This window comes from Chondromyces crocatus (assembly GCF_001189295.1).
GTDB lineage: Bacteria > Myxococcota_A > Polyangia > Polyangiales > Polyangiaceae > Chondromyces > Chondromyces crocatus.
Genome location: NZ_CP012159.1, coordinates 2,411,355 through 2,428,508, shown reverse-complemented (window position 1 = coordinate 2,428,508; position 17,154 = coordinate 2,411,355). Strand labels below are relative to the sequence as shown.

The 17,154-nt window shown below is 68.5% G+C and carries 16 protein-coding genes; 5 read left to right on the top strand and 11 right to left on the bottom strand.

Features of this window, described 5'->3' with window-relative positions; genetic code table 11:
* Positions 1–14 precede the first annotated feature (14 nt).
* Entirely contained in the window at positions 15–1,316 is a 1,302-nt protein-coding gene (locus tag CMC5_RS09010) for a matrixin family metalloprotease (protein WP_156338380.1), read from the top strand.
* Between the two features lie 169 nt (positions 1,317–1,485).
* Here CMC5_RS09010 and CMC5_RS46430 read toward each other — a convergent pair whose 3' ends face one another.
* The 9 genes from CMC5_RS46430 to CMC5_RS08965 all read right to left on the bottom strand — a co-directional run bounded on the left by CMC5_RS46430 (position 1,486) and on the right by CMC5_RS08965 (position 10,432).
* Positions 1,486–1,968, bottom strand: a complete 483-nt coding sequence (locus CMC5_RS46430; protein ID WP_179955517.1) for a hypothetical protein — start codon at positions 1,966–1,968, stop codon at positions 1,486–1,488.
* Positions 1,969–2,480: 512 nt separating this feature from the next.
* On the bottom strand, positions 2,481–3,254 hold the full coding sequence (locus CMC5_RS09000; RefSeq protein ID WP_050430009.1) for an LA_2272 family surface repeat-containing protein: 774 nt from the start codon (positions 3,252–3,254) through the stop codon (positions 2,481–2,483).
* Between the two features lie 205 nt (positions 3,255–3,459).
* On the bottom strand, positions 3,460–4,065 hold the full coding sequence (locus CMC5_RS46425) for a hypothetical protein (protein ID WP_179955516.1): 606 nt from the start codon (positions 4,063–4,065) through the stop codon (positions 3,460–3,462).
* Positions 4,066–4,426: 361 nt separating this feature from the next.
* Complete coding sequence (locus CMC5_RS08990; protein WP_050430007.1) at positions 4,427–4,855, bottom strand: Na+/H+ antiporter subunit G; 429 nt, start codon at positions 4,853–4,855, stop codon at positions 4,427–4,429.
* A gap of 4 nt (positions 4,856–4,859) precedes the next feature.
* On the bottom strand, positions 4,860–5,129 hold the full coding sequence (locus tag CMC5_RS08985) for a K+/H+ antiporter subunit F (protein WP_050430006.1): 270 nt from the start codon (positions 5,127–5,129) through the stop codon (positions 4,860–4,862).
* Positions 5,126–5,650 carry a Na+/H+ antiporter subunit E gene (locus CMC5_RS08980; protein ID WP_050430005.1) on the bottom strand — a complete coding sequence of 175 codons (525 nt, stop codon included), beginning with the start codon at positions 5,648–5,650 and terminating at the stop codon, positions 5,126–5,128. Before CMC5_RS08980 ends, CMC5_RS08985 begins: the two co-directional genes overlap by 4 nt.
* Positions 5,647–7,164, bottom strand: a complete 1,518-nt coding sequence (locus tag CMC5_RS08975; protein WP_050430004.1) for a monovalent cation/H+ antiporter subunit D — start codon at positions 7,162–7,164, stop codon at positions 5,647–5,649. The genes CMC5_RS08980 and CMC5_RS08975 overlap by 4 nt, the downstream gene beginning before the upstream one ends.
* Positions 7,161–7,514 carry a Na+/H+ antiporter subunit C gene (locus CMC5_RS08970; RefSeq protein ID WP_050430003.1) on the bottom strand — a complete coding sequence of 118 codons (354 nt, stop codon included), beginning with the start codon at positions 7,512–7,514 and terminating at the stop codon, positions 7,161–7,163. The genes CMC5_RS08975 and CMC5_RS08970 overlap by 4 nt, the downstream gene beginning before the upstream one ends.
* A complete protein-coding gene (locus tag CMC5_RS08965) occupies positions 7,511–10,432 on the bottom strand; it encodes a monovalent cation/H+ antiporter subunit A (protein WP_082363423.1) in 2,922 nt (973 codons plus the stop codon). The genes CMC5_RS08970 and CMC5_RS08965 overlap by 4 nt, the downstream gene beginning before the upstream one ends.
* 286 nt (positions 10,433–10,718) lie before the next feature.
* Here CMC5_RS08965 and CMC5_RS08960 point away from each other — a divergent pair, with 286 nt between their 5' ends.
* The 3 genes from CMC5_RS08960 (at position 10,719) to CMC5_RS44135 (ending at position 13,055) form a co-directional block, all read left to right on the top strand.
* Positions 10,719–11,054 (top strand): hypothetical protein, encoded by a 336-nt coding sequence (locus CMC5_RS08960; RefSeq protein WP_050430002.1) that lies wholly within the window; start codon positions 10,719–10,721, stop codon positions 11,052–11,054.
* A 305-nt stretch (positions 11,055–11,359) separates the two neighbouring features.
* A complete protein-coding gene (locus CMC5_RS08955) occupies positions 11,360–11,965 on the top strand; it encodes a nitroreductase family protein (protein ID WP_050430001.1) in 606 nt (201 codons plus the stop codon).
* A 49-nt stretch (positions 11,966–12,014) separates the two neighbouring features.
* Positions 12,015–13,055: an alpha/beta hydrolase gene (locus CMC5_RS44135; RefSeq protein WP_063796245.1), complete on the top strand. Its 1,041-nt coding sequence runs from the start codon at positions 12,015–12,017 to the stop codon at positions 13,053–13,055.
* 6 nt (positions 13,056–13,061) lie between these two features.
* Here the strand turns inward: CMC5_RS44135 and CMC5_RS08945 are convergent, their stop codons facing one another.
* Together CMC5_RS08945 and CMC5_RS42220 are read right to left on the bottom strand one after the other, a co-directional pair.
* Entirely contained in the window at positions 13,062–14,873 is a 1,812-nt protein-coding gene (locus tag CMC5_RS08945) for a glycoside hydrolase family 15 protein (protein WP_063796244.1), read from the bottom strand.
* 106 nt (positions 14,874–14,979) lie between these two features.
* A complete protein-coding gene (locus CMC5_RS42220; protein WP_050429999.1) occupies positions 14,980–16,110 on the bottom strand; it encodes an AI-2E family transporter in 1,131 nt (376 codons plus the stop codon).
* A 60-nt stretch (positions 16,111–16,170) separates the two neighbouring features.
* Here CMC5_RS42220 and CMC5_RS44130 point away from each other — a divergent pair, with 60 nt between their 5' ends.
* The gene (locus CMC5_RS44130; RefSeq protein WP_050429998.1) at positions 16,171–17,151 is read left to right on the top strand and encodes a methyltransferase; all 981 of its coding nucleotides are present in this window, start codon (positions 16,171–16,173) and stop codon (positions 17,149–17,151) included.
* Positions 17,152–17,154 lie beyond the last annotated feature (3 nt).

The following is a 17,154-nucleotide window of genomic DNA, read 5'->3' as shown; positions in this document are numbered from 1 at the left end:
CAATGAGGTCATGCATGTCGATGAGGCTACGAGGTCGTCACGTGGGGTGGTTCCTTGCCGCGCTGGTGAGCGGAGCGGTCGCGATGGTCGGCTGCGCGGTCGGCGGGGAAAATGAGGAAGGACCGGCGGAGGTCGTCGAGGGGCCCGGTGTCGAGGAAGGGGACGAGGCGCGGGTCGATGTGGAGCCTCTCCACCTGGGAGACCGAGGGCCTGAGGTCCGCACGCTTTATGGCTACCTGAAGGCGTTCGGCTACTTCCCCAATGCCGAGCTGCACGAGTTCATCGGCTGGAAGCCGGTGTTCGACCAGGAGCTCACCGACCCCGAGGTCTTCGACGAGACGCTCGAGCGGGCGCTGACGCTGTACCAGCTCGCCCACGGGCTCCCGAGTGACGGAACGGTCAATGCGGAGACGCTGGCGCTGATGGCGAAGCCGCGGTGTGGCTTCCCTGATTACTATGCCGGTCCGCATCCGTTCAATGTGCAGGACGGGGTGTCGAACTACGTGCTCTCGGGCCTCAAGTGGAACAAGAACGCGCTGACGTATTCCTTCGCGAACCACACGACGGATCTTCCCGCGGCGAACACGGAGTCGGACATCCGCCAGGCGTTCAACCGGTGGGCCGCGGTGACGCCGCTGAGCTTCACGAAGGCGGGCGGGACGACCGATGTGCGGATCGGCTTCTATCACGGCGATCACGGTGACGGTCATCCGTTCGATGGGCCGTACGGGGTGCTGGCCCATGCGTTCTACCCGAGCCACGGGGGGACTCATTTCGACGAGGCAGAGAACTGGACGCAGAACGGGACCGGGATCGATCTCTGGTCGGTGGCGTTGCACGAGTTCGGTCACACGATCGGGCTCAATCACTCGGCCGACACGAATGCGGTGATGTACGCCGCCTATACGGGTCCCCGGCGGGAGCTGCACCACGACGACATCAGCGGAGCGCAGGCGATCTATGGGCAGAAGACGATCGGGTGGTCCTGGTCGGGTCCCATGGCGGGACGCTTCTGCACGCTGATCAACGAGCCTGCGGATCCGCATCACTGGAACGACAACTACCTCTGCTCGACGGTCAACTACGGGTTCCAGTGGAGCTATGCCGGGCCGATCGCGGGAATGCGCTGCACGCAGATCCACGAGGGCTCGGAGCCCGCGGCTCACACGTGGCACGACAACTACCTGTGCGTGCCGAACAACAGCCCGCTCAACCTGGTGTGGTCGTCTGCGGGTCCCATCGATGGCAGGACGTGCACGCAGATCATCGAGCCGGGTGATCCGCACACCTGGCACGACAATCACCTCTGCTATTGAGAGCATCGGGGATCGCGCCGCAGTCCAGCGCATTCTCTCTGCATTGATGCGGGTTGAAACGAGGCGCGGTCGCCGTGGCTGACGGCGCCGCGCCATCGCGGAGTCGGGGGGGAGAGACGAGGCGGTCTCCGGGAGAGCGGGTCTCCCGGAAGCCGTCTACCGCGAGAGGTTACCGGCAGCAGGCGCCGCCGTAGAACCCACCGTAGCCCGGTCCGTAGAACCCGCGGCCGCCGTAGCCACCACCGTAGCCCGGTCCGTAGAACCCGCGGCCGCCGTAGCCACCACCGTAGCCCGGTCCGTAGAACCCGCCGTACCCGCCACGGAACCCACCGTACCCGCCGTGGAACCCACCGTACCCGCCGTGGAACCCACCGTACCCGCCACGGAACCCGCCGTGCTCGAGATCACCACCCTTCTCGGCAGCTTGTTCATCCTCGAGCGCGGCAGATGCCTCGGCGGTCTCCTCGTCATCCGCAGCGAGGGCCTGGTCTTCGTCGACGACGGCCTCGTCCTGAGCAGCGATCTCCTCGTCTCCGTAGAGCATGGCCTCGTCGTCGGTGCCCTCGTCGGCCTGCACCGTGCAGCCCAGCCCGAGCAACCCAGCCGACGCGATCGACAGCAGAGCGATACCACCAGGTAGAATCTTCTTCATGACGTACTCCTCTCTACTGATTTCGATGCCCCCCCCACCTCGGCGAGGTAGACAGCATCGCCATCACAGAGTGTTTTGCACTGCCCTCGCTCGAACCTAAGTGGCTGGTCACGAGTGGAACCGAGATTCTTTTCGTCGGTGGGAGGGATCGAATGAGAGTCGCTATCGTCCATCCCAACCCGAAGTTTCTCGAGGTTCGAGGCGAGAGATCGCGCGCTTCAAGGCGTCGACTGCTTTTCCGACGGACCCGAGGCACCTGGAGGCGAGGGAATCCTCGGTGAAGAACCCCGAAACCGGCCGGACCATGCCGACCAGAGAGACGGGAACTGGCCAGGTTCGAGGGGGAAAGCGCGGGTGATGCCGAGAGCCGAGGGACACGGCCAGGCGACACGGCTCGACAGGTCGGCGTCTACGTATCCTGAAGGGTCGGTCGCTCGGTCTGGCTGAACGGTCGGTGTCGGTACCGTCGGTGTCGGTTCGGTCAGGCAAGTAGAGCGAGGCTTTCGCGGGCTTCAGAGGCCCACGTTGAGCACTGGCGCGAAGGGTAGCCCCCCGTCGTCGGAGATGTTCACCAGCCCGAGCTGCACGCCGCGCAGCTTCCCCGTCAGGTTCACGAGTCCTGCCTGGAGGCCGGTGGTCTGTTCCGTTTTGTTCACGATGCCGATCGATGCGCCAGCGAGCTCCCTGGTGACGAGGTTCACGAGCGCGCTGATCTGCGCGACCCCGCGAAACGCTCTCGTTGCGCCATTGAAGATCAGGGCGGTTTGCAGGAAGCCGTTGAAATGCTGGTCGACGAAGTTTCCCACGCCAAACTGGCCGAACCCGTCGAAGGAGCCGTTCGTCACGACGTTGGCGAATCCGGCCTGGAGCACGCCGTGAAAGGAGTCGGCGGCGTTGATGAATCCGAGCTGCCCGAACCCATAGAGGTGACCACCGACGTAGCTCAGGATGCCGAACTGGCCGATGCCCATCAGCGGGCCGCGGGTGACTTCGTTGAGCAGACCGATCTGAGCGAGGCCGACGAACCTGACGTCTGCGGCCGCAGGGTCCTCGACACGGACGTTGTTGACCAGGCCGAGCTGGAGGCCGCCCATGAAGGTCGCGGCGTGGTTCATCGCGGAGATCTGCAAGGGGCCGAGGAAGGTGACCGCCTCGTTCCGCGCCAGGGAGAGCTGAAGGAGGCCCACGAAGCGTTCGTCGGCGCGCGTGTAGGCGAGGCCGAGCTGCACGGCGCCGCCAAAGTCGCGGGCGCTGCTCTGGAAGAGGCCGAGCTGGGCGAGGCCCACGAACCTGTCCGCCCTGGGGGTGAGGCCAGTGCGCCCACGCTGCGGCCGGGTGGAGCAGCGCGAGCGCGAGAAGTCCGGCAGGGAACTGCGCGCGGGCAGGGGCTCGAGGGCTCATGGGGGGATGCCATGAAACCAGAAGATTCGCCCGAGGTTACAGAGGATGGCATGAGCGCGACGAGGGCGCGCTCAGCCTGGATGAGTACGTTCAGCGGCCGCAAGCGCAGTACGTGCAGCCCGTGCGGCGGTCGAAGGCGCAGATGCCGCTTCGATCTCTCCACCGGCCACCGTCACAGCGGCAATACTCGTACGCTCGGAAGCAACCATCGGTGAAGCAAGCGCGAGGGGGTCCCCAGCCGCCAGGTCCCCAGCCGCCGCCGCCGTGTCCGGGTCCGCCAGGGCCGCCGTGTCCGGGTCCGCCGGGGCCGCCAGGGCCGCCGTGTCCGGGTCCGCCGGGGCCGCCAGGGCCGCCGTGTCCGGGCCCGCCTGGGCCGCCAGGACCGCCAGGACCGCCGGGCCCGCCAGGGCCGCCAGGGCCGCCGCGACCATCGAGGTCAGCCGTCCCGTCGGTGCTCATGTCGTCGCAGCCTGCGGACTGATCGCTGTCTGTCGACGAATCATCGGTGATCGTGGCGTCCGTGGAGCCAGGATCCGCCTCGGGGGTCACCATGGCGTCAGGTGCCGTCGCGATCGATTCGTCGACGAGGGAGTCGTCCACGCCTTCGTCCGCTTGAAGCGCACACCCCACGCCGAGCAGCCCTACCGATCCGAGCGAGAGCAATGCTGCTCCGTATGACATAAGTCGGTTCTTCATGACCTGCTCCTGTGCAAGGCACCCCGGCGCCAGCTCCACGAGGGGAGAGGCACGTCGGCACCGGGAGATCTCTTGGTGCGCGTTGCGCCGCTCCCCAAGGGCTCTGCACAGGCACTGCGCCGATTCTTTTCTGTCGGTCTCGGTTCGAACGAGAATGGCGCCGCTTCGTCTCGGCCTGCTCTTCTCGCAATGGGCGGCTGTCACGATTGCGACGCTGCAAATGAATCTGACGACACGCGCTGCGTCGTGTCATGCGAGCAGACGGGAACGCTGCTGGTGAGCTTGCCGAGGCGGGGGAAGGAGGGGCGACCATCGCGCGGGGAGCCCCAGGCGGTGGGGGGCTGCCCTGCGCTGGGCTCGCTCAGATGAACGGCATCGACTGCGGTGCCTCTGGCTCGCCCTTCTTCGTCGGGTCGTGGAAGGTCGCCCAGTCGACGTCGCGCCCCGTCGGGGGGAGCACCTCGTGCTGCTCTGACGAGGGGTTCGGATCGATGTCCCGGCCCTGGCAGTGGAGGTGGGTCTTCGCGATCATGTGCGCCGATACCGGCGCCGTCAGGAAGAGGAACAGCGTGATCAGCAGTTCGTGCGCCGAGTAGAGGCCGGCGTAGGTCGGGAAGTAGACCATCGACGCCACCAGGCAACCGCCCACACCGAGCGTGGTGGCCTTGGCGGGGCCGTGGATGCGCGTCATCAAGGAGGGGAGCTTGGCGAGCCCCCACGAACCCATCAGGGCGAAGAAGCCGCCCATCACGAGCAGCACGGAGATCACGGTCTCGGCGAGCAACTTCATCGCATCACTCCACGATGTCCCCGCGAAGGAGGAACTTGCAGTAGGCCACCGTGCCCACGAAGCCGAAGATGGCGAGCAGGAGCGCCACCTCGAAGTAGGTGGCGTTGGTCTCCCGGATGCCGAACAGGATGATCAACGCGATGGCGTTGATGGTGATGGTGTCGAGCGCGAGGATGCGGTCGACGTTCGTGGGGCCCTTGACCATGCGGTAGACGTTCAGGGTCATCGCGAGGCCGACACAGACGAAGGCGAAGCCGAGGGCGTACGGGATCATGCGAAGATCCTCTTGAGGGGGGCCTCGTAGCGGGACTTGATGCGGGCGATCTCCGCGGCGGGATCCGCCACGTCGATGGCGTGGAGGAGGAGGGCGCGGCGGTCGGCGGCGAGGTCGCTGGAGACGGTGCCTGGGGCGAGGCAGAGCGTGGCGGCGAGCATGGAGACGGCCTCGGGGTCGTCGAGATCGAGGGGGATGACGAGCCAGTGGGAGCGGAGGTCGCGGTTGTGGCGGAAGAGGACCAGCCACGCGATCTGGAAGTTGGCGATGACGATGTCCCACACGACGACGCCGAAGTAGTGGACGAGGGTCCAGTTGAGCCGGATCCTGGGTCGGTCCGGCCAGAAACGGCGGGTGACGAACGGGATGATGGCGCCGGCGACGAGCGCGAAGACGACGTTCGCCATCGAGAGTTTGTTGATCAGCAGCAGCCACACGCTCGCCAGAAGCACGGACATCACCGGGTGGGGGAAGAGCCGGCCCAGGAGGGAGCGCTCGGTGGTGTTCGGGGGCGTATTCATCGGGGTCCCAGGACGGCAGTGACGTAGGCAGCCGAGTCGAAGAGCTGCTCGGTGGCCGCGGTCAGGTAGGTGGTGACGGGGCCAGCGAAGACCGTGAGGGCGATCAGGCCTGCGAGGGGCGCCGCAGCGCCGACGAGGGTGAGGATGGGGTGCGGGGGGACCTTGGCGTGGATGTCGGTGCCGACGGCCGCGCTCTCCCAGAAGAGGAGGCTTCCCGCACGGGCGAAGCCGAGGAGAGCGAGGACGGTGGTGCTGAGAATGCAGGCCCAGATCCAGGGGGCGCTGGCGCTCTCGCGGACGCCATTGAGGATCATCAGCTTGCCGAGGAAGCCCGAGAGCGGTGGCAGGCCGACGAGGGCGATGGCGGAGAGGAAGAAGAAGACCGAGAGGAGCTCGATCTGGGGGAAGCGAGGGCTCGGGGTGAGGGCGTCGCCGTAGTCGCCGCGGCGCCTGGCGATGAGGTCGACGGTGAGGAAGAGGGCAGCGCCAGCGAGGGTGGAGTGCAGGGTGTAGTAGAGCGCGGCGGTGATGGCCGCCGGCTGGAAGACGGAGGTGGCGGAGAGCAGGGTGCCCATGGATCCGACGACGGCGAAGGCGGCGAGGTCGCGCAGGTTGCGGGCGGCGAGCACGCCGATGAAGCCGAGGGCGAGGGTGAGCAGGGCGGCAGGGAGCATCCAGGCGGCGGGGGCCCAGGCGGACTCTCCCGCGTCGGCGCCGAAGATCAGGATGGTGGTGCGGATGATGGAGTAAGCGCCGACCTTGGTCATGATCGCGAAGAGGGCGGCGACCGGGGCGGAGGTGCTGGCGTAGGTGCGTGGGAGCCAGAAGTGGAGCGGGACGAGCGCGGCCTTGAGGGCGAAGACGGCGATGAGCAGGAGCGCGCCGGCGCGCATCAGGCCCTGGTCGGCAGGGGGGGCTCCGGCCACCCGGATGGCCATGTCGGCCATGTTGAGGGTCCCCGTGACGCCGTAGAGGATGCCGACGGCCACGAGGAAGAGGGTGGAACCGGCGAGGTTGATCACCACGTACTGCACGCCGCCCTTGAGCCGCGCGGCGCCCTGGCCGTGCAGCATGAGGCCGTAGGACGCGATGAGCAGCATCTCGAAGAACACGAACAGGTTGAACAGGTCGCCCGTGAGAAAGGCGCCGTTCAGGCCGAGGATCTGGAAGTGGAACAGGGGGTGGAAGTGCCAGCCTCTGCGATCGAGATCGGAGGAGGTGGCGTACGCGAGCACCGCGAGGGACAGGATGGCGGTGAGGAGCACCATCATGGCCGAGAGGCGGTCGAGGACGAGGAGGATGCCGAAGGGGGCAGCCCAGTTGCCGAGGGCGTAGGTCGCGATGTCGCCGCTCGATGCGCGGGCGGTGAGGGCTGCGCCGAGGACGACCCAGGTCATGCAGGCGCCCAGGGAGACGAGGCGCGCGAGGCGGAGGTGGCGCCGGCGCATGACCAGGAGGATCAAGGAGGCGACGAGCGCCGGCAGGGTCAGCGGCGCGATGAGCAGGTGGTTCATGAAGAATGCCTCGTCGATGCGTCGGCTTCGCCGTCGACCTGGTCGGTGCCGGTCTCGAGGAAGGTGCGCAGGGCGAGGACGAGCACCAGCGCGGTCATGGCAAAGGCGATGACGATGGCCGTCAGGACGAGCGCCTGGGGCACGGGGTCGGCGTACTCGGTGGCTGCTGCGTCGAAGATGGGGGGACGGTCGACGATGAGGCCGCCCATGGCGAACAGGAAGACGTTGATGGCGTAGGACAGGAAGGCGAGGCCGAGCACGAGGTCGAAGGTGCGGCCGCGGAGGAGCAGGTAGATGCCCGCCGAGGTAAAGACGCCGATGGCCGTGGCGACCAGGAATTCGAGGCTCATTCCGCACCTCCGGGGTCGGTCATCCTGGAGAATCGGGCCCGGCTGGTGCGGCTCTCGGGGCCTCCGGGATCGGTCACGCTGGAGAGCCTGACCTGGCTGGCGCGGGCCTCCTCTTCTTCGTTCTTGGCCGCCCATTGCTTGGCCCGCTTGGATGCGGCGGCGAGCTGGGCCAGGGCGAGCATGACGGCGCCGACGACGGCCAGGCTGACGCCGATGTCGAAGACCATGGCGGTGGACAGCTCGAGCTCGCCGAGGACGGGTACCTCGAAGTGGCCGAAGGCGCTGGTCAGGAAGGGGACGTCGAAGACGAGTGCGCCGAGGCCCGTCAGCGCAGCGACGAGCACGCCCCAGCCGATGAGGGCGTGGTGATCGGGTCGGACGCGGAGGTCCGCCCATTTGAAGCCGGAAGCGAGGTATTGCATGAGGACGGCGAGGGAGATGACCAGGCCGGCGATGAAGCCTCCTCCGGGGCTGTTGTGGCCTCGGAGGAAGACGAACACGGCGGTGAGCACGGCGAGCGGGAGCAAGAGGCGCGTCGCCATCACGAGCACGAGAGGATAGCGCTCGGGTGAAAGGTCGCGCGCCGGTCGCCAGCGAGAGAGGCGGCGGCCCGCCTGGCCGCGGTTGGCGGTCTCGAGGAGGGCGAAGATGGTGAGCGCGGCGATGCCGAGCACGGTGATCTCGCCGAAGGTGTCGAAGCCGCGGAAGTCGACGAGGATGACGTTGACGACGTTGGTGCCGCCACCCTTGGGAAGAGCGTTCTTCCAGTAGAAATCGGAGATGGGGTGGTGCTCGCGGGTCATCACCGACCAGGCGGCGGCGCCCATGCCGACGCCTCCCAGAACGGCGAGCACCGCGTCGCGGACGCGCCGAGGGACGGAGCTCTCGCGCGGGGTCTCCTTGGGGAGGAGGTTGAGCGCGAGCAGCATGAGCAGGATGGTCACGACGTCGACCGAGACCTGCGTGAGGGCGAGATCGGGCGCAGAGAGGAAGACGAAGCCGAGCGCGATCACCATGCTGATCACCCCCATGAAGAGCAGGGGGGCGTAGCGGCTGCGGTGCAGGACGAGCACGGCGCCGGTGCAGACGAGCAGGACGAGCCAGCCGACGACGGTGAGGGCGCGGACGGGGAGCGTGGGTCGCGTGCCGCCCTCGTGGGTCACGCCCCAGAAGCCAGCGAAACCGAGCACGATCGCGGTGCCGATGAAGAAGGCGAGGTAGCGCTGGAGCGAGCCGTTGTGGAGGGCCACGGTCAGCTTGCGGCTGCCCTTCACGGCGGCGACGACGACCGCCTCGAACCCGGCGGCGGCCTCCGGAAGGCCGAGGCGCTGCCAGAGAGAGCCGGCCCTGAAATGCACGGCCAGCAGCGAACTGCCGCCAATCACGGCGACGACGCTCATGCCGAGCGCCGGGGTGAACCCATGCCACAGGCTCAGCGCGACCTCGGGAGGCTCGGCGCCGATGACGGCGGTGGAGGTCGCGCGCACCAGGGGCCCGGCCACCGTGGCGGGGAACAGGCCGATGAGGATCACCAGGACCACGAGGAGCGCCGAGGGGGCCCACAGGCCGAACGGCGGGTCGTGAGGGGCGCCGAGGTCGTCACTCCGCCTGGGGCCGAAGTAGGTGTGGACGATGTAGCGGAGCGCGTAGGCGACCGAGAGGGTGGCGGCGAGGGTGGCGATCGCGGGGACCAGCCAGGCCTGCCCGAGCCAGGGGGTGTGGGCCGCCTCTTCGAGCATCATCTCCTTGGAGAGGAAGCCGTTCAAGGGTGGCAGGCCCGCCATGGAGGCCGCAGCGAGCACGCCCAGGGTGGCAGAGATGGGCATGATCGACGCAAGGCCGCCGAGGCGCTTCAAATCACGGGTGCCGGTCTCGTGGTCGACGATGCCGGCGTTCATGAACAGCGCGGCCTTGAACGTGGCGTGGTTGATGAGGTGGAACACGCCGACCACGGCGGCCATCGGGGTACCGAAGCCGAAGAGCATGGTCAGCATGCCGAGGTGGCTGATCGTGGAGTAGGCGAGGAGGCCCTTGAGGTCGTCCTTGAACAGCGCGGTCACCGCGCCGAAGAGCATGGTCACGAGGCCGGTGGTGGCGACGATGTAGAACCAGGCGTCGGTGCCGGCGAGCACGGGCCAGAGGCGCGCCATGAGGAAGATGCCTGCCTTCACCATGGTGGCGGAGTGCAGGTAGGCACTGACCGGCGTGGGGGCGGCCATGGCCTGCGGTAGCCAGAAATGGAACGGGAACTGCGCCGATTTGGTGAAGCAGCCGCCGAGGATCAGGAGGAGCGCGGGGAGATAGAGCGGGGACGCCTGGATCGCCTCCTTGCGCTGAAGGATGTCGGTGAGTTCGAACGAGCCGGCGATGTTGCCGAGAAGGATCAGGCCGCCGATCAGCGAGAGCCCGCCGGCGCCGGTGATGGTGAGCGCCATCCGCGCGCCCCGTCGCGCTTCGGCCTGGTGACGCCAGTAGCCGATCAGCAGGAACGACGAGAGGCTGGTCAGCTCCCAGAAGATCAGGAGCAGGAGGACGTTGTTCGAGAGCGCGATGCCCACCATCGCGCCCTGGAACAGGAGCAGGAAGCCGTAGAAGCGACCCATCGGGTCGTCCTTCGCCAGGTAGAACCTCGCGTAGACGACGATCAGCAGGCCGATGCCGAGGACCAGTCCTGCCAGGACGAGGCCCAGAGGATCGAGGAAGAAGCTCGCGTGAAGGCCCAGGGAGGGGACCCACGCGAAGCGCTCTCGGACGACCTCTCCAGCGAGCACGCGGGGCGTGAGCGAGCCCAGGAGGGCAAGCGCCGCCGTGACGACGAGCCCAGCAGAGACCGCGCATGCATTCCGGCCTGCACGGATCATGAGGGCCGCCACAGGGGCGCCCAGAAAGGGAAGCAGCGCGAGAAGAGCCAGGATCACGCGGCCTCCGGCCAGATCGAACGTTTCACAGACCACCTGAGCGTTGACGTTCCAGTTCGGACGCGCTCTCTCCACCGCGCGTCAGGGCAAGCGACTCGGAAGCGGAGCCCTCGAAAGCCAGACTCTTCCGCACCTTAGTTCAGTTTTCGAGATTGTTTCACGAGTATCGCCCCGCTCTCGTTCACGCCGCGCCGAGAAGATGCCGGGATTTCCCCGATACAGGGTGTGCGCGCCGTTTCGCGACGGTGCGTTGCGTGCGCGATTTCGCGCCTTAAAGTGACCTCCGATGCGTCCCTCGTCCCGGCAGCTGTTGCGCGCGCTTCGCGTGTTGCTCGCCTGCCTGACGCTGACGCTCCTCACCGCGCCCTTCGCTCCTGGGCGCGGCGCGATGGACACGGTGGTCCTCGTCGCGCAGGCCTCCAGCGCCACCCACGAGTCCGCGACCCGCACGACGGCTCATGAGGTGGCGACGAAGGTGTCGCGCATCGAAGCGACGTGGAGCGCTCCAACCCGCGCTACGAGGGTCACGGACCCGGGCGAAGTACCGCAGCGCTCATCTCCGCGGTGTGCCGACACGATCGGCGAAGATCTCTACCTGCACAACTGCGTGCTCCTGCGCTGAGACGGGACGCGAACGTCGCGCTTTCGCTCGCTCACATCGCCAGGAGAGAACCATGTCTCGTTTCATGCGTCGCGCTCGCGCGAGGGCAAGGCGGAGCATCGTCCGTCGCTTGCTCGACGTGCTGAGGTCGTTGCTGCGTGCCTTCGTCTGGGGGTCTGCCGCCCTCGGACCGGTGGCTGCCCCACCACCGCCACCACCGCCGCCGCCCATCGAGAGCCGGGAGGACCAGAGCGCGTCGCGCGACCAGCAGTGAGTCGAGGTCCACGCTTCACCCCCCTCCATGCGCGCGTGCTACATGGCCATGCATGGAGAATCCCGCGCTGACCGACCATCCCATCCACGAGCTGCTGGTACGGCGCTTCAGCCCCCGCGCCTTCGGACCCGAGTCGGTGTCGACCGAGCAATTGCTCTCGCTGCTGGAGGCTGCGCGATGGTCTCCTTCGTGCGCCAACGAACAGCCCTGGTCCTACGTCGTCGCCCGCCGTGAGGACACGGAAGCCTTCGCGCGGCTGCTGAGCTGCCTGGTCGAGAAGAACCAGGTGTGGGCGAAGCACGCGGCCGTGCTGATGATCTCGGTGGCACGCACGCATTTCGTGAAGGGCGAGAAGGTGAACCAGCACGCCTGGTACGATGTGGGTCAAGCGACCGCGTTGCTGACGGTGGAGGCGACCGCGGTGGGGCTGCGGGTGCACCAGATGGCGGGCTTCGACGCTGCCAAGGCGCGCGAGGTGCTGCGGATCCCCGCAGGGCACGAGGCGGTCGCGGCGATCGCTCTCGGTCATCCAGGCGATCCGGAGACGCTGCCCGAGGATCTGAAGCAGCGGGAGCTGGCGCCGCGTCAGCGCAAGCCGCTCTCCGACTTCGCGTTCGGCGGTGCGTGGGGCGAGTCGGTTCCCAGCGAGGAAAAGTAGTCGAACACACGAAGCGCCTCCCGCGGGAGGAGCGTGCTACGACGGGGCGATGGCGGAGGCTTCGCGGGTAGCCAGAGCGGCGTTCGTTGCAGTCGTGACGGGGCTCTGGGCTCCCGGGAGCGCGTGGGGCAGCGAGGATGAGCTGCCCTCATCCGAGGAGCGTGACGTCGAGCCGACGGCTGCCTCCACCGCCACGACCTCCTCCAGTCCAGGCGATCCCGTGAGCCCCGCAGACACGACCGCGAACCCTACCGACGCGGCGGCGCGATGGTGCGCGCCCGAGCTGGAGGAGCTCGCGGACGAGGTGTGCGTGTTCTCTCCCACGCGGGAGGCCTCGGGTCCGCGCACGCTGGTGATCTCGCTGCACGGGGTGATCTCGCCGAACTCGGGCTGGCAGTGGGCGCAGCAGCGGGGCGCAGCACGGATCGGGGCGCGCTACGGGGCAACGGTGCTGATGCCCCACGGGCGGCAAGGGATCGGGCCGAAGGGGATGGAGTCGTGGTGGGCCTGGCCCACGGCCGACGCGATGCAGAAGGCCCACGAGGATGCGCTGATCGCGCAGTGGGATGCTGCGCGCGCGACGCTGGAGCAGCGCGATGGGCGTCGGTTCGAGCGGGTCTTCGTCTTCGGGTTCTCGAACGGGGCCTACTACGCGACCTCGCTGGCGCTGCGAGGCAAGCTGCCGGTGGACGGGTACGCGGTGTTCGCCGGCGGGTCGGGCGCGAAGTACCTGGAACTCGCAGGGCAGCGGACGAAGCAGCGGGCACCGATCTTCGTGGCCTGGGGTGGGAAGGACAAGGCACACCGTGATCAGCAGGCGCTCGCGAGCCTGCTGAAACGGCTGAAGTGGCCCTCGGCGTCGCTGGGCGCACCGCGGGCCGGACACACGGTGACCGATGCGCAGGTGACGAAGGCGATGGCGTTCCTGAGCGGCAAGGAGAAGGCGACGGACGCAGGCCGCCCGGAAGAGGCGACGAGCCAGCAGGGCACCGGAAAGCGTGGCGACGTCGAGCGCGATGCGAAGGCTCGGCGAGCGCCTGCAGGAAAGAAGGGGGCAGTCCGCGCACAGACGCCGAAGAAGGCGCGCTGACGCGGGTCAACGACCGCCGCAGATCGCGACGGCGGAGTGAGGCCGAGACAGGATCCGGGCCGTGTTCACCAGGGCGGTGTGGGTCAGCGCTTGAGGGAAGTTGCCCAGGAAGCGCTGGTGCCTCACGTCGTACTCCTCGCTGAGCAGGCCGACGTCGTTCTGGAACGAGAGCAGGCGCTCGAAGAGCCCGCGTGCCTCGTCCTGTCGACCCAGGAGCGAGAGACAGTCCGCCAGCCAGGCGGTGCACGCGAGGAAGGCCCCCTCTCCCGGAGGCAGGCCGTCCGTCTCCTGCGCGGGCAGGTAGCGCAAAGTGAGGCCGGTGTCGTCGGTGAGCCCGCGCTGGATGGCGTCGACCGTGCCCACGACCCGCGGGTCGTTTGCAGGGAGAAAGCCCACGAGGGGGATCATCAGCAAGCTCGCGTCGAGGGCATCCGTTCCATAGAACTGGGTGAACGTGCAGGCGCGCGGATCGTAGCCTTGCGCGCAGACCTCGGCGTGGATCTGCGCGCGCAGCTCCTGCCAGCGCTCCACGGGCCCCGGGAGGCCGTAGCTCTGCGCGTCGCGGATGGCGCGATCGAACGCGACCCAGGCCATGACCTTGGAGTGGGTGAAGTGGCGTCGAGGCCCCCGGACCTCCCAGATGCCTTCGTCAGGCTCCTGCCAGCGGTGCTCGAGGTGTTCGAGGAGGGCGCACTGGAGGGCCCAGGCCTCGCTGTCGAGCTGGATGCCCGAGCGGCGGGCGTGGTGGATGCAGTTCATCACCTCGCCGAAGACGTCGAGCTGAAACTGGTCGACCGCGGCGTTGCCGATGCGGACCGGGGACGATCCTTCGTAACCGGGGAGCCAGGGGAGTTCGATCTCGGTGAGGCGCCGCTCGCCCAGCACGCCGTACATGATCTGGAACTGTGCCGGGTGGCCCGCCACGGCGCGCAGGAGCCACGCACACCAGGCCTCGGCCTCGGTGTAGTAGCCGGATTCCATGAGGGCGAGCAGGGTGAAGGTGGCGTCCCTCAACCAGCAGAAGCGGTAGTCCCAGTTGCGCACGCCGCCGATCCGCTCGGGGAGCGAGGTGGTTGCGGCGGCGACGATGCCGCCACTCGGGAGGAAGGTGAGGGCTTTGAGCGTGAGCAAGGAGCGGAGTACGTGCTCGCGCCACTCGCCCCGGTAGGTGCACTGCGCCGACCACTCGGACCACCAGGCCTCGGTCGCGGAGAGCTCGGCGAGCGGGTCGAGTTCCGCGGGAGGAGGCTCGGTCGACGGGTGCCACACGAGGACGAGCTGCACCTGGTCCCCTGCGGAAAGGGTGAACTCCGCACGCAAAACGGCCTCGTCCGCGTCATCGAAGGTGACGGTGATGCCTGCCCGCCCCAGATACAACGAGAGCGCGTCGGGGCCCGCGAGCGCGGTGAGGCTGGCGCCCTGACGACGGATCCAGGGGAGGGTCGCGCCATAGCCGAAGCGGATCTTCAGCTCCATGGCCAGGACGACGGTGCCGGAGACGCCCTCGACCACCCGGAGCAGGTCCGGATCACGCTGGCGAGGCGGCATGCAGTCGACGAGGCGCGCCGTCCCGTGCTCCGTCTCGAAGAGCGTCTCGAGCACCAGGGTCCCCGGACGATAGCGGCGTGTGACGCGGTGAGCGGCGTCGCGGGGGGCGATCTTCCAGCGGCCATGGCGCTCGTCTCCGAGCAAGGCGGCGAAGCAAGCGTCGGAGTCGAAGCGGGGAAGGCAGAGCCAGTCGATGGAGCCGTCGCGACCGACGAGGGCAGCGCTCTGGGTGTCTCCGATGAGGGCGTAGTCTTCGATGCGCGCGGTCATGCCTGCTCTCGGTGCGGGGAGGTCCGGAAGCGTACCCCCGGCGGGTTCGCCCGGCCCGTGTCCACCGCAACGCCAGGGGCGGGTGAACGCTGGACACCAGCCATGGTCACCCCTCGCGGATCGAGGTCGCTTCAGGGATGCCTGGCAGGGGCGCTGGCGCTGGCTCGTCGACCGACTCGTCCCCCAGCAGGTCCTGGACGTAGACGCGCCGAGTGAGGGTGACCAGGACCGCCGAGAACGGTGTGGCGAGCACGACGCCGAGGCCACCGAACAGGAGCCCCATGACGAGCTGGCCGGACAGGGTGAGGGCGGGCGGGAGCGAGACCGTCTTCTTTTCGATGAGGGGCGTGAGCACGTACCCCTCCAGGTTCTGCACCACGAGGTAGAGCACGACGACGTAACCGGCGTGGCTCGGCCCTTCGAGCAGCGCGAGCAAGACGGCGGGGATCATCGAGAGCAGCGGCCCGATGTACGGGACGAAGTTCATCACCCCCGCGAGCAGCGCGAGGGTGAGGGCGAGAGGGTTGCCGAGGAGCATGAGCCCCACCCACAAGGCGACGCCGACGGCCGTCATGCCGACCAGCTTGCCGAGGAGCCAGCGGCCGAGGACATGACCGAGCTCGTCGAACACCTCGGCCGCGCGGGCCCGCCTTCGCAGCGGAAAGAGGCGCAGGAGGCCACGCCGGTAGAGTTCCGGCTCGAACGCGAAGAAGATGCCGAGCACGAGGAACACGAGGAAGCTCGTGGCCGCTCCGATCGTCGTCGAGACGACCTGGGTCGCGCCTTCCAGCACCCGCCGGGAGCGGAGCAGGTTCCAGTCGGGGGTGTTGGCGAGCAGCTCACGGCCCCAGGTGTAGCGCTCGAGGTACTCGCCGAGGCGCGCGGTCGCCTTGGGGAGGCGCTCGGCGAGTTCCTCGACCTGCGCGGCGATGGTGGACGCGAGCAGCCAGCTCCCCAGGCCGAGGATGCCCGCGAGGAGGAGCAGGACGAGAGCGAGCGAGATCGTCTCGGAGAGGGGCGTGTGACGGCTGATCCATCCCCGCAGCGTGGTGAGGAAGACGGCCAGGAGCGCGCTGGCGAAGACCAGGAGGAAGATGCTGGAGAGGGCGCCGAGCACCCAGAGTGCGAGCGCGATGACGGCGACGATGGCCAGCGCGACCTGGGCTCGGGCGGAGGTCGCGGTCGTCGACACGGCGCTCGGCGGGCGGGTATCGGACGCCGGCTGCTCTTGGTTCACGAAGGCTCTCCCTCTGCTCCGGACCCCGGGGACTCGGCCATGCTTCGGCCACCAGGACCCATGGGAGTCAAGCTCACGAAGTTCGCCGCGCGTGAAGCAGGGCGCCCCCGATTCCGCCATCATCATCGCTGGTATCGAGCGCCGGGCCCTCCCCTCCCTCTGCTCGGCGCCCTCACCTGGACAGGCGCGCTCGGGTCGGCGCATCCTGCCCATCTCCCGCTGGAGCGTGGCCCGACGTCCACGGGCCCGGCGGTCCAGGCAGCGACCCCGCCCATGACATCCAGCCCTCCCCGCATCACACCGGCCACCGTGGAGGCCCGGCTCCAGGAGATCTTCATCGCCGCGGAAGGCACGGCGCTCCGCAAGGAGGACCGAAAGAAGTCGGTCGAGGTGGCGGCGCTCCTCGGGGAAGTCGCCCGCGCCGGCCGTCGGCGGTTGCTGGTCGATGCGGCGGCGGGCAAGGCGTACGTCGGCCTGCTCGCGGCGGAGCTGCTGGAGGCGAGAGAGGTCGTGCTGATAGAGCGGGACGCTTCCCGGGTCTCTGCCTGCGAGTCCGCGATCCCGAAGCTCGCGGGCCGGCCGGCGGTGTCGGTGCGACAAGGAGATGTTGGCGATCACGCGCTCTGGCCCGCCGATCCCGACGTCGTGACGGCACTGCACGCCTGCGGCGAGGCGTCCGACCGGGTGCTGGACGCCGCGGTTCGAGCGCAGGCGCGCTGGCTCTTCCTCGTCCCCTGCTGTTACGCGGGCGCGGTCCCCTTCTCGGCGACGGCCGAAGCGCGGCTCGACGCCCTCGGTGTGCCGCGGCACGCGGAGGTGCGGCGTCGCCTGGTGATGGGCCTGATCGACGCCGAGCGGACGCTGCGGCTGGAAGCGGCTGGCTACGAGACGACGGTGGTCCCCTTCGTCGCCCCCACGGTCACCCCGCACAACCTGCTCTGGAGGGCGCGCCGCGCCGGCGAAGCGCGGAGGATGGCAGAGGCCGCGGAACGGCTGGCGGCGCTGCGGGCCGACGCTTTGCCTCCACGCACGCCATGCTAGAAC

Bases quoted from the DNA above. Each gene is read 5' to 3' on its own strand.
- CMC5_RS44130 (WP_050429998.1), top strand. From the start codon at position 16,171: ATGGGAGTCAAGCTCACGAAGTTCGCCGCGCGTGAAGCAGGGCGCCCC.
- CMC5_RS08960 (WP_050430002.1), top strand. From the start codon at position 10,719: ATGCGTCCCTCGTCCCGGCAGCTGTTGCGCGCGCTTCGCGTGTTGCTC.
- CMC5_RS08990 (WP_050430007.1), bottom strand. From the start codon at position 4,855: ATGAAGTTGCTCGCCGAGACCGTGATCTCCGTGCTGCTCGTGATGGGC.
- CMC5_RS46425 (WP_179955516.1), bottom strand. From the start codon at position 4,065: ATGAAGAACCGACTTATGTCATACGGAGCAGCATTGCTCTCGCTCGGA.
- CMC5_RS08970 (WP_050430003.1), bottom strand. From the start codon at position 7,514: ATGAGCCTCGAATTCCTGGTCGCCACGGCCATCGGCGTCTTTACCTCG.
- CMC5_RS08955 (WP_050430001.1), top strand. From the start codon at position 11,360: ATGGAGAATCCCGCGCTGACCGACCATCCCATCCACGAGCTGCTGGTA.
- CMC5_RS44135 (WP_063796245.1), top strand. From the start codon at position 12,015: ATGGCGGAGGCTTCGCGGGTAGCCAGAGCGGCGTTCGTTGCAGTCGTG.
- CMC5_RS09010 (WP_156338380.1), top strand. From the start codon at position 15: ATGTCGATGAGGCTACGAGGTCGTCACGTGGGGTGGTTCCTTGCCGCG.
- CMC5_RS08985 (WP_050430006.1), bottom strand. From the start codon at position 5,129: ATGATCCCGTACGCCCTCGGCTTCGCCTTCGTCTGTGTCGGCCTCGCG.
- CMC5_RS08975 (WP_050430004.1), bottom strand. From the start codon at position 7,164: ATGAACCACCTGCTCATCGCGCCGCTGACCCTGCCGGCGCTCGTCGCC.
- CMC5_RS46430 (WP_179955517.1), bottom strand. From the start codon at position 1,968: ATGAAGAAGATTCTACCTGGTGGTATCGCTCTGCTGTCGATCGCGTCG.
- CMC5_RS08980 (WP_050430005.1), bottom strand. From the start codon at position 5,650: ATGAATACGCCCCCGAACACCACCGAGCGCTCCCTCCTGGGCCGGCTC.
- CMC5_RS08945 (WP_063796244.1), bottom strand. From the start codon at position 14,873: ATGACCGCGCGCATCGAAGACTACGCCCTCATCGGAGACACCCAGAGC.